Annotated in this window: 5 protein-coding genes and 1 pseudogene; 4 read left to right on the forward strand and 2 right to left on the reverse strand. The window is 74.8% G+C overall.

Going from position 1 to position 11,884, the window contains the following annotated elements:
* The first annotated feature begins 175 nt into the window (after positions 1 to 175).
* From FOE67_RS05855 to amaP, 4 genes are all read left to right on the forward strand, one after another.
* A complete protein-coding gene (locus FOE67_RS05855) occupies positions 176 to 6,037 on the forward strand; it encodes a hypothetical protein (protein WP_228473589.1) in 5,862 nt (1,953 codons plus the stop codon).
* A gap of 121 nt (positions 6,038 to 6,158) precedes the next feature.
* Positions 6,159 to 9,110 carry a right-handed parallel beta-helix repeat-containing protein gene (locus FOE67_RS05860; RefSeq protein WP_182661151.1) on the forward strand — a complete coding sequence of 984 codons (2,952 nt, stop codon included), beginning with the start codon at positions 6,159 to 6,161 and terminating at the stop codon, positions 9,108 to 9,110.
* Between the two features lie 47 nt (positions 9,111 to 9,157).
* On the forward strand, positions 9,158 to 9,799 hold the full coding sequence (locus FOE67_RS05865) for a DUF6286 domain-containing protein (protein ID WP_182661153.1): 642 nt from the start codon (positions 9,158 to 9,160) through the stop codon (positions 9,797 to 9,799).
* 91 nt (positions 9,800 to 9,890) lie between these two features.
* The gene (amaP, locus tag FOE67_RS05870) at positions 9,891 to 10,490 is read left to right on the forward strand and encodes an alkaline shock response membrane anchor protein AmaP (RefSeq protein WP_182661155.1); all 600 of its coding nucleotides are present in this window, start codon (positions 9,891 to 9,893) and stop codon (positions 10,488 to 10,490) included.
* A 56-nt stretch (positions 10,491 to 10,546) separates the two neighbouring features.
* Here amaP and FOE67_RS05875 read toward each other — a convergent pair whose 3' ends face one another.
* Together FOE67_RS05875 and FOE67_RS05880 are read right to left on the reverse strand one after the other, a co-directional pair.
* Positions 10,547 to 11,434, reverse strand: coding sequence for an SURF1 family cytochrome oxidase biogenesis protein (locus FOE67_RS05875; protein ID WP_182661157.1), 888 nt, complete (start codon positions 11,432 to 11,434; stop codon positions 10,547 to 10,549).
* 25 nt (positions 11,435 to 11,459) lie between these two features.
* Positions 11,460 to 11,825, reverse strand: a pseudogene (locus FOE67_RS05880) (BRCT domain-containing protein); the annotation flags it as partial.
* Between the last annotated feature and the right edge of the window lie 59 nt (positions 11,826 to 11,884).

Consider the following 11,884-nt stretch of genomic DNA (forward strand, 5'->3'; position numbering starts at 1 on the left):
CGTCAACCCCGCCCGGATCCCGGTGGTCTCCACCGCCGGTACGGCTCCCCTCCCACCGGCCGGCCTGCGCCCCGAGGGAGCCGGCCCCGTCTCCGCCGCCGGCCCCGCCCCGGTCACCGCACGGCCGGACGCCCCCGCCGGCCACGCGCCGCCGGCCCCGCGCCCGGAGTCCCCCGTGGCGCACACCCCCGTCGCTCCGCGACCGGCCGCCGACGGCGTCGCTCCCCCCGGGCCGCCGGCACGTCTCGACGACCCGCCGTCCGCCCTCGTTCCGCGCGGAGAGGGCTCCCCGGACGATCTCGCGCTCTCCCCGCCCCCCAAGTCCTCCGGCGACAAGGACGCCGTCAACGCCCTCGCGGCCCTCAACCGCCTGTTCGGCAACGACCCCGCATGGCACCGCTTCCTGATGCAGCGGATGGGCATCGACCAGGGCGTCCAGGTCTTCATGGTGCGCAACGTGTCCTCCGCCCCGGCGAGCGGGACCCCGGCGATCCAGCCCTTCGACTTCACGATCCCCGGTGGTACCGGCGGCCGGGTGACCTTCGACGGCTCCGTCTCCACCGCGACCCCCGGTACCGGCGGCCACCCCCTGCGGGTCGAGGTGGGCACCGGGGACAGCCCCGTGGTCCGGATCACCGAGGAGCTCGGACCGAACGCCACCCGGCAGTGGACCATCGGAGCGGACGGGAACCCGGTCGACACCGGCATCCAGCGGGTGACGCTGACCGACGGCACCGGCACCCCGGTACAGATCACCCTGCGGCTGGACGGCGCCGGCGCGCCCGAGGGGGTGACCCACGCGGGCGGCGGGACCGTCACCACCGGGAACGTCTCGCTCCTGCCGGGTGGCGCCGAACTGCGGATCACCGACCCCACCACCGGCAACTTCACCCTCCACACCACCACCGGTGACCTGCGGTACAGCGCCACGTCCCTACAACTGCACGGCCCCGCCCACCCGCTGGCCAACCACTACCTCACCACCACCCCCGACGGAACCCTCGGCCTGCTCCGCGGCGACGGCGCCCCCGTGCCGTCCCTCACCTCTCAACGGGCGACCATCACGCCCCAGACCGGCATGGAGCCGGGCACGACGCGGATCGGGACCGGCGACCACCACCTGGTGGTTGACGGCGACGGCCGGCACATCCACAACGCCATCACCCTGCGCGGTGCCGACGGGGCACCCACCGGGACGCACCTGTTCACCCCGTCGAACGTCACCGGCACCCCCACGAACGCCATCGCCCGGAACGACCTCGGCACCCCGGTACCGAACACCGCCGTCACCCGACACGACGGCCACTGGCACGTCACCGACACCACCACGGGCAACTTCACCCGGTACACCGACGACGGGACCGTGCGGTACGACGCGCTCGCCCTGCGCAACCCCGACGGCGGCCCCACCCACCCCTTGGGCGACCACTACCTCACCACCGCCCCCAACGGCGACCTCGGCCTGATACAGGCCAACGCGAACCGCACGGTGTTCGAGGCACAGATCGGCGCCACGATCATCCGGCACACGGACCTCGCCCAGGGCGGCTTCCGCATCGACACCGGACTGCGACACGTGGTCGTCGACGCCAACGGCCGACACACCCACAACGCGATCACCCTGGAGAACCGCGTCGCCGCCGGCACCGCGAGCCACCTGTTCGTCCCGCCGGACACCGCCCGCGCCACCCCGCCCCCCGCGACCGCGCACATCGGCCCGGGTACGGAGATGCCGAACCTCAACGTCACCCGGGTGGACGGCAAGTGGCACATCACCGACACCACCACCGGTGACTTCACCCGCTACAACGGGGACGGCAGCCTGAGGTACCACGCCCTGTCCCTGCGCCACCCCGACGGCGGCCCCGCCCTCGCCCCGGCCGGCCACTACATCACCACGGCTCCCAACGGGGATCTCGGTCTGATGAAGGCCGTGCCACAGCGCCTCACCCCCGGCGGCACCGCGTATCACCCCATCCCGGGGGCGACCGTCACCCTTCAAACCGGGGCGCCGGACCTCCGGGCCCCCGGTGCCGCCCCGGACACCGGCCACGCGCTGCGCGTCCATCACGGCGACCACCACCTGGTGGTGGGCCCGAACGGCGTCCCCACCCACACCGTGGTCACCCCGCGCGGCGCCGACGGACAACCCATCCCCGACACCTTCCTGTTCACCCCCGTCCCGGCCCCCGGCGGCGCGCCCGGGGCGGTGACCGTCCGCACGGCGGACGGCTCGCCGTCGCCCGGCGTCACCCTCCGCCCGCACGGCGAACAGCACCTCCTGAGCAACAACGGCAACCGGACCTTCACCCTGAACGGCTCCGACGGCTCCTTCGTCCACGGCGGCCTGAAGCTCGACCGGGCACCGTTGAACGCCGCCGGCTCCGGCCTGGTGCGGACCTTCGAGGGGAACGGCCCACTCGTCCTGTTGGACGACAACCTCGCCCGGATCGCCGACCTGCGGGTCACCCGCACCCCGGGCGGCAACATCCGGGTGGGCAACGGGAACCACGAGTTCGACCTGTTCACCCCACAGGGACAGCTCACGCACACCGTGCGGGCGACACCCGCGCCGGCGCCCGCCGGGGGCTCCGCCGCCGGAGCCGCCACCCCGGCGCCGGCCGGTTCGACGCTGACGGTGACCGATGTCCGCGCGGGCACCTCCTTCACCGTGATCCGCGCCTCGGACGGCGCCGACTCCCTCTTCCTGGACACCAACGCGCTGCGCGCCCTGGACGGCGACCTCAACGTCCTCGGCCCCCTCACCCGGGAGGGCACGGACCTCCGGCTGAACGACCCCCGGGGCGGGGTGCACGCCGGGGAGTTCCGCCGCTACGACGCCGGCGGCGACCTCCGTTTCGAGCGGATCAACATCGTGCACGGCAACGCGGCACGTCCCAACGAGCACTTCGAGATCACCATCCCCTCGGCTGCCGGGGAGAAGCCGACCTGGGTCCGGGTCACCCCGGGCCACCCGGCCGGCCCCGGCGCGCGCGGCTGGTTCGACGGCGGCACCGTGGACACCAAGGGCCTGGCGAACGGCCGGGTCCGGCTGCTGGACGCCGGCAAGGTGGAGGTGTTCGAACGCCGCGTCCTGCCGGGCGGCGACGTCCTGGACTTCCACAGGGCGAGCACCTCCACCGAGTTCGGGCTCCTCGACCAGCGCGGCGTCTGGTCGCGAATCGACGGCAACGGCGCCGTGGTGGGCCACGGCACGCGGCACTTCGGCGAGAGCACGCGCAGCTGGTTCGACGTGCAGACCCACAACGGGTTCGACCTGCGGGTGCGGCACTTCCGGGAGAACCCGGACGGCGGCCACGTCCTCGCCGACATGCACACCCACGCCTTCCTCCAGGGCGGGCACAAGGCGACCTGGGTCCGCTTCGACGCCGACTTCAAGCCGATCGCCTCGGGTACCCGCGAGTTCACCCACGGGCGCGGCTGGCGGGACCACGCCTTCGACCCGGCCACCGGCAACAAGGTGCTGGTCCACGAGAAGTTCGGCCGCTTCAACCCGCTGACCGCCGCCGACAACCGCTCCTACTTCCAGCGCGTCATCACCGACGACGGGACCATCAAGCCCGACTGGACGACGATCTCCGCGCACGGCAAGGAGAACGCCTTCGGCAAGACCCTGAAGAGCGGTGAGTTCCTGGAGGGCCGGCGTCTGATGGAGCAGCGCCCGCCGGCCTGGTTGCGCAACACGATGCTGCCGATCAACGGCAACTCCCTGGCGAACACCGCCCCCTGGCTGGGCGGCGGCGGGGTGTGGAACACCCTCACCCGGGCCGACGGCCTGCACCAGGCGTTCTCGCTGACCCTCAGGGCCGCGCCGGACGGCGCCGTCACCGCGCGCGGCGCCCGGTTCATCGCCTCGGACGCCTCCACCCTCGACATCTCCGCCGCGGGGGCCGTCACCGGCCACACCCGCAAGCTCTTCCACGGCACCACCCTCACCGTGGGCGACGTGACCCTCCCCACCGGGGCCACCCGCCGCGACGGCTACCTGCCGTGGAAGGACGGGGACAACGGACTCCAGGGGCACCGGAGCTTCGCCGACGCCGACATCAACGCCGTGACCCTCCCCAACGGCGTGACCGGGGATGTCCGTTGGGTGGACCGGTACCCCGGCGCGGCCGGCGTCGACGACTGGTACACGCCCACCCCGCACCGCCCGACCGGCGGCGCCGACCCCGACTGGCGCACCGCCCGGATCGGCCTGACCGACGGCCGGACGATCGACTTCCGCGCCGCCCCGGAGGTCCGGGCCACCCCGCTCACCGACTCGGCCGCCCACCGGCGGGACATCGCCCCCGGCCCCGGCCGCAACCCCGACCACACCGTGTACGACCCGCAGGGCGTCCCGGTGGCCCGCGCCGACACCTTCCCGAACCCGAACGGCGGGGCGGGCACCATCTCGGTGCGCGGCACCGGAGGCTTCGACAGCCCCTCGCTGATCGGCAGCCGGATGACGTTCTCCTGGTCCGCCGACGTCAACGGCACGAACCTCACCGGCGTCCGGAAGGTCAACTTCGACCGGAGCATGGACCGGTGGACCTGGGACCGGGAGAGCTTCCAGGACTTCGGGCGGGTCGGGCCCAACGATCACCACCTGCTGCGCGAGCACCGGCTGCTGGCCGACGGCGTCACCCTGGACGCATGGCGGGTCACGAAGGCCGACGGCAGCGTCGAGTGGCAGTGGCGCAAGATCGACCGGCATGGCAACGACCTGCGCTTCGACACCGGAGCCCCCGGCACCCAGATCCGCACCTGGCACGACGCGAACGGCAACCGGCTGCTCGACTGGCAGCCGGGCGCCCGCTGGGTGGACACCGTTCGCACCAACGCCAACACCCCGTGGATCGTGCAGGAGATGCCGTACCAGCCCCGGATCACCGCCGCCGACTCCTTCGGCGACGCCCCGCTGCGGGTGCGCGAGTACGTGGCGACCCCCGACAAGCTGGGCGGCGCGCCCCCCACGCACCCCAGCCGGGGCGCGTGGCGGGAGTTCGACAACGGCATCGTGGTGCGCACCCGCGAGAAGGCCCCGGACGGCACCTTCCTGGTCTCCGAGGAGTGGCAGAAGCACGCGCTGCGCTTCGACTCCACCGACCCGACGGTCGTCATCGGCGGCCGGGACATCGCCGGATACGTGCGCTCCACCGACGGCGGCCCGGGCCCGCTGGTGCTCGCGGGCCGGGACGGCAACTTCCTCGGCAACCTCAACGAGTTCCGCGGCTGGGACCGGATGCTGCGCGAGGTCAACCGCTGGGAGTGGCGCGGCACCTCCGAGGGCGTGCCGGGTTACCGATCCTTCGGGCTGAAGAGCGCGCAGTCGATCGGTATCGACTTCCTCCAGGACTGGCTGCTGGACTTCACGATGAACCTGACCGTCTACGGCATCATCGCCGGTGTCAACGGTCACGAGTTCACCGGGACGGACGTCCTGAAGGCGATGTTCGGCGCGACCGTCAGCAGCGGTACCAAGTCCCTGATCACCGGCGGCCACCACCTCCACAAGCGCGGGGGCCCGGGGAAGGTGGGGCTGAGCAGCGCCGACCAGGGCCAGCCCTTCCACCGCCGGCCGAACGACGACAACTGGGCCGCCGAGTTCGCGGGCAACGAGAAGGTGACCCGCTGGCGCGCCGGCTCCTACGACTTCGGCGTCAACTTCGCCACCTCCTCGCTGGCCGGCTTCATCAACGGCGCGGCGATGTCGGCGATCTTCGGCGTCCGGGACGCCAACGGCAACATCGTGCGCCTCAGCGGCCTGGACGCGCTGCGCGAGGGCGCCATCGGCATGGCCTCGGGCGCGCTCGGCGGCCTGTCCGTGGGCCTGGGCAAGACGATCCTCCAGCAGACCCTGGGCGGACGACTGTGGCACCGTCAGGGATTCTTCGACATCTTCGTCGTCGGCGGCCTCGGGAAGATCGCCGAGAAGTCCTTCGGCGGGCTCTTCCTCACCGGCGCGCTGCGGGACCTGAACCCGCCGGACTGGCGCACCCCGTCCGCCCCGGACGCCGGGGGTGTCGGATGATGCCCGGGACGGCATGCGGGCCGGACCGGCGGAGCCCGGGGCCCGAGCGGGTGCCCGGTGGGGTGCGGAACCCGGCCGGGCCGGATGAACCGGACGAACCGAGGGAGCGGGGAGCGGCGCGATGAGCGACACCGTGACGGCGCGGGGCACGGCCGCGCGCGAGGGCGGGGAGCGGCTGCGGGTCGCCCCCCGGGGCCGGGGCGCGCACCGCACCCTCGCCCGCGCGCTGGCCGCCGCCCCGCCGGGCGCGGTGATCTCCGTCGCCCCCGGCGTCTACCCCGAGTCGTTGCGGCTGGAGCGGCGGGTGACGCTGGAGCCCGAGCACGGCGTCGGCTCGGTGGTGATCGCCCCGCCGAAGGGACCGGCGCTGGAGGTACTGGCGCCGGCCTGCGCGGCACACGGCCTGGAGCTGCGCGGCACCGACCCGGCGGCGGCGCTGGTGCGGGTCGCGGACGCGGCCGGCCTGTCGCTGTCGGAGTGCGGGGTGACCGGCGGCCGGGTGGAGGTGCTGGGCTCCCCCAACGGCGCGGCCGGCACGGGTGCCCCGGGCACCGGGGCCCCGGCCACCGAGGGCCCCGCCGACGCCGTCGACCTGGAACGCGAACTGCTCGACCCCACCACCGGCGGCGTGCTGGTGATGCGGCGCTGCCGGATCGGCGACGCGCACCACGCGGCGGTGCACCTGGCCGGTGACGCCCGGGCGGGCCTGGAGGACACCGACATCACCACCGTCGCCGGCATCGGCGTGGTGCTCTCGGGCACCGCCCGACTGCTCGCCGGCCGACTGCGGATCCGGGAGACCACCGGGTCGGCGCTGCGCGCCCGGGACGACTCGGTGCTGCTGGTGCGGGACTGCCTGCTGGACGCCCCGGGCCGCAACGGCGTGCTGGTGCAGGACCGGGCCCGGGGCGAGGTCGCGGAGTGCCGGATCGACGGTGCGGGCGGTTCCGGCGTACGGGTGGAGCACACGGGCCGGGCCGGGGTGACCGAGTGCCGGATCGACCGCACCGGCGGCAGCGCGCTGGCCGTCTCCGGGGAGGCCCGGCTGGAGCTGGTCGGCGGCCGGGTGGTCTCGCCGGGCGGCAACGGCCTGGTGGCGCTGGACGACGCGGTGGTGACCGCCCGGGACGCGGCCCTGGCCGCCACCGGCTTCAGCGCCGTGCACGCCGGGGACCGGTCCCGGGTGGAGCTGAGCGGCTGTCGGGTGACCGACAGCGCCGAGCACGCCCTGGCGGTGTCCGACGGGGCCCGGCTGGAGGCGGTGGACTGCACGCTGGGCGACCCGGCGATGTGCGGGGTGGAGGTCTCGGGGCCGGACGCCCGGCTGGTGCTCCGGGGCGCCCGGATCACCGGCGGGGAGACCGGCGTCCGGCTGCCGGGCGGCGGGACCGGGGAGGACACGGCCCCGGGCGGCACCGCCCCGTACGACCGGGCCCTGTACGACTGCACCGTCACCGGCCCGGCCCGGGCCGGTGTGGAGGTCGCCCCCGGTGGCCGGGCCCTGCTCTCCGGCGTCCGGGTGGTCGGCGCGGGCAGCGCCGGCGTGGTGGTGGGCGCCGACGCCCGGGTGCGGGTGGAGGGCGGCGCGGTGGTCGATCCCGCCGGCAGCGGCGTCGTGGTCGGCGAACGCGCCGAGGTCGATGTGCGTGACCTGCGGGTCTCCGGGGCGGGCAAGAACGGGGTGCTGATCGGCCGGGCCGCCGGCGGGCGGTGGGAGGGCTGCGAGATATCCGGCAGCGCCTTCCCCGCCCTGCACGTCGCGACGGCGGCCGAACCCCGTTTCGTCGGCTGCCGGGTGCTGGACTGCGCCCGGGACGTGGTCTCGGCGGAGGGGGCGCGCCCGGAGTTCGAGGAGTGCGTGGCGCTGCGGGTGGAGGCGGCGACGCTGCCCTCGCCCGGGCAGGGCGCGCCACCCACTGGGCCCACCGGGCCGAGCGGCCCCGCCGGCCCGGCCGGGTCCGGGGGCACCGGTCCCGGCACCGGCCCGGCGGGCCCGACGGGGTCCGCGATGGACACGGCCGCGGGCGCCGACGCCGACGACGGCGCCGGGGAGCCCGAACCCGAACCGGAGACCCTGGAGGACCTGCTCGCCGAGCTCGACGAGTTGGTCGGCCTGGAGGGCGTCAAGCGCGATGTCGGCGGCATGGTCAAGCTCATGCAGACCGTGCGGATGCGGCAGGACGCCGGCCTGCCGGCGCCGCCGCTCAGTCGGCACCTGGTCTTCGCCGGCAACCCCGGCACCGGCAAGACGACCGTGGCCCGCCTGTACGGGCGGCTGTTGAAGGCGCTGGGCCTGCTGGAGCGCGGGCACCTGGTGGAGGTGGACCGCAGCGCCCTGGTCGGCGAGTACGTCGGCCACACCGGGCCGAAGACCACCGAGGCGTTCCTCCGCGCCCGGGGCGGGGTGCTGTTCATCGACGAGGCGTACGCCCTGGTGCCGCCCGGCATGAGCAACGACTTCGGCGGCGAGGCGATCGCCACCCTGGTGAAGCTGATGGAGGACCACCGCGACGAGGTGGTCGTCATCGCCGCCGGCTACCCCGGCGACATGGCGCGGTTCATCAACTCCAACCCGGGTCTGTCCTCCCGCTTCAGCCGGACCCTGCTGTTCACCGACTACAGCGGCGAACAGCTCGTGGACATCGTCGAGCACCACGCCGGGCAGCACCGCTACGACCTGAGCCCGGCGGCCCGCGAGGCGCTGCGCGCGGGACGGGGCGGGCCCGAACAGTCCCGGGGGGACGTCACCGGCGCGGCTCCGCCGGCGACCGCGACCATGACGGCGCCACCACCGGCGCCGGTCGCGCCGGTGGCGAGGCGCCCCGGTCCCCGGGCGGAGGTCTCGATCCGTCGGCAGCCGACCGCCGGCGGCGGTGGGGGCCTGGCCCGGGTGCGGGTGGAGGTCGAACTGGACTACCCCTGCGATCTGGCCGACCGTTGCGACGCCATCCGCCGGCGGGTCACCGAACGCCTGGCCGAACTCGCCGGGATGGAGGTGCCCGGCGTGGCCCTGGTGGTGGCGCGTCTGCACTCGGCCCATCGCCGCGCCGGACACGGCGGGCGGGTCGGGTGACGGACCGCGGAAGCGACGGATCGCCGACGGGAAGGGACGGGGACGGAGTGGACGGCAGGGAGCGGGAGGAGACCGGCGGGGGACCGGCGGTCATGGAGAAGCACGCCCGCCCGCAGGACCCCCCGGAGCACGGCTCGGCCGGCGGCCCGCGCGCCCACCGCTTCCGGGCGGCGCGCCGGGTGCCGGCGGCCCTGACCGCGCTGGTCCTGCTCGTGATCTGCGGAGCCCTGCTGTACGACGTGATCGCGGTGCGCGCCGGTCGATCGGCGGCCGGGTGGAGGACACGCCTGGCCGATGAACTGGCCACCCGTCCGGTGGACGACCCCGCGGTGCTGACGGGCGCGGCCGTGGCCGTCCTGCTCGGCCTGTGGTTGCTCGTCCTCGCCCTCACCCCCGGGATGCGCGGCCTGCTGCCGCTGCACCGCGAGGACCGCGACCTCCGGGTGGGGATCGAGCGCTCCGCCGTCGCCCGGGTCGTGCGCGACCGGGCCGTTCGGGTCGCGGGAGTGCGCTCCGCCCGGGTGGCGGTGGGGCGCCGACGGGTCCGCGTCACCGCCGAGACGCACTTCCGGGATCCGGAGGAGGTGCGCACGGAGCTGCGATCGGTCCTGGAGGAATGCCTGGAGGACATCGCGCTCGCCCACCGCCCGGCCCTGAACCTGCGCGTACGTCGGTCGAACGGCGGCTGAGCCCTCCGGGTCGACCGGCCCGGAGGGGACGAGACGGAGGTCCCCCGATCCCGGGGGGCCCGAGGACGGACCGAGGAGAAGCGGGAAGGTCATGCGGATCGTCAACCGGGTGCTGTTGGCACTCATCGGGGTGCTCCTCGTGGGCGCCGGTGCCGCCGTGGTGGCCGCCGCGCTGGACCTCCCCGCCCGGTGGGGAATCCCCCTGCCCGACGGATGGAGCCCGCGGGCCCCCGACGACGTGCTGCTGACCGACGCCGACCGCACCCGCTGGGTGGGGGAGGGGTGGTGGTGGCCCGTGGTGATCGGCGTTCTCTCCCTGCTCGTGCTGCTGACCGCCTGGTGGGCCCTGACGCAGTTCCGACGCGGTCGTCGCCGGGAGCTTCCGCTCGGTGACGAGGCGGAGGGGGCCGACGCCACGGTGTTGCGCGGAGCCGCCCTGGAAGAGGTGGTGACGGAGGAGATCGAGTCGTTCCCGGGGGTGGAACGGGCCCGCGTGGTCCTGGACGGTGGGCGCCGCGGTTCCCGACTGCGGGCGGGGGTGGTGCTGGAGGCCGGTGCGCGCCCCGGTGAGGTGGTGCGCCGATTCCGCACCGAGGCCCTCGAACACCTCAGGACCTCCACCGGACGGGAACGCCTTCCGGCCGATCTCCGGGTGCGCTCCACCCGGCACGCGGCCGACCGGGTGGAGTGAGGGGGGCTCCGGTCACTCCGCCCGCGGGACGGGACGGCGCCGCGGCGCGGCCGGGTTCAGCCCCGGTGTCCCGCCCCTGCCGGACGGTCGGCCGACTCCTCGCCGCGGTCGTTCGCCCCACCGGGCCCGGGGGTCGGGCCGGCCGGCGCGGGCCTCCCCCTCCCGGGGGCGGAGTGACCGGAGCCCCCCGAGCGACGGTCGCGCACCTCGCGGCGGAACAGGATCACCCATCCCACCGGTACGAAGGCGGCGAACAGCCACCACTGGAAGGCGTAGGCCAGGTGGGCCCCGATGCCGGTGTGATTGGGCGTGGGCAGCGTCCGGGGCGCCGCCGTGCCCTCCGCCGGGGCCGGGTCGATCCCGGTCAGCTCCAGGTAGCCGCCCAGCACCGGGCGACCCAGTTCGGCCGCCCGCTGCTCGCTGTTGATCATCATGACCATGCCCTCGGGCAGACCGGAGCGATCGCGGATGCCGGTGCGCTCGGTGGTCTCGTCGATCATCAGGCGTCCGGTGACGGTCACCTCGCCCCCGGGGGGCGGGGGCATCTCCGGCAACTCGCCCGGGGTCTCGCCCGCCCGGACCCACCCCCGGTTCACCAGGACCACCACACCGTCCGACTGCTCCAGCGGGGTGAGGACCCAGTAGCCGTACCCCCCCTCGGGGTCGGTGCGCTGGCGCACCGCCACCTCACCGGAGGTGTCGAAGACCCCGGTGGCGGTGACCGCGCGGTAGCGGTCCTCCTCGGCGGCCTCCCGCCCGGGCGCGGTGAGACGGTCCATCGGCACCGGGTCCGCGTGCAGGTTGCCCGCGATGAGATCGTTGCGCTCGACGCGGCCCTCGTGGCGGTGGAACTGCCAGAAGCCCGCCTGGATCATCAGCGGGATGAGCAGCACGGCCAGGAGGGTCAACAGCACCCACTGCCGGGAGAGCAGAAAGCGGTACACAGCCCCCGACGGTACCCGAACCGCCTCAGTCCCCCGTCGCCGGGGCCACGGCCCGCAGCAGCCGGGTGAAACCCTCCTCGTCGATCACCGGGGTGCCCAGCTCCAGGGCCCGGCGCACCTTGCCGGTGCGCGCGGACGGGTAATTGGTCACCAGCAGACTGGTCTGCCGGGAGACCGAGGAGGCGACGTGCAGGCCGGCCGCGTGCGCCCGGTCCTCCAACAGCTCGCGCTCCACCGAGGTGTCACCGGAGAAGGCGACCCGCATCCCCTGGACCAGAGGGGAACCGGGCTCCCAGCGCCCCGGGTTGGGGTGGGGGCACGGCTCCCGGCGACGGGCCCACTCCTCGGAGTGGGTGGATCTCAACCTCGGGAGAAGCGGGGCGTCCATCCACTACCAGCGCGCGACGATGGAGGTCCTGCTCCGTGAACTGCTCGGCGCGGGCTTCGTCC

The sequence above is a fragment of the Streptomyces calidiresistens genome, assembly GCF_014141525.1.
Lineage (GTDB): Bacteria > Actinomycetota > Actinomycetes > Streptomycetales > Streptomycetaceae > Streptomyces > Streptomyces calidiresistens.

What these genes read in the sequence shown, in the direction of transcription:
- FOE67_RS05860 (WP_182661151.1), top strand. Translation starts at nt 6,159, where the DNA reads ATGAGCGACACCGTGACGGCGCGGGGCACGGCCGCGCGCGAGGGCGGG.
- amaP (WP_182661155.1), top strand. Translation starts at nt 9,891, where the DNA reads ATGCGGATCGTCAACCGGGTGCTGTTGGCACTCATCGGGGTGCTCCTC.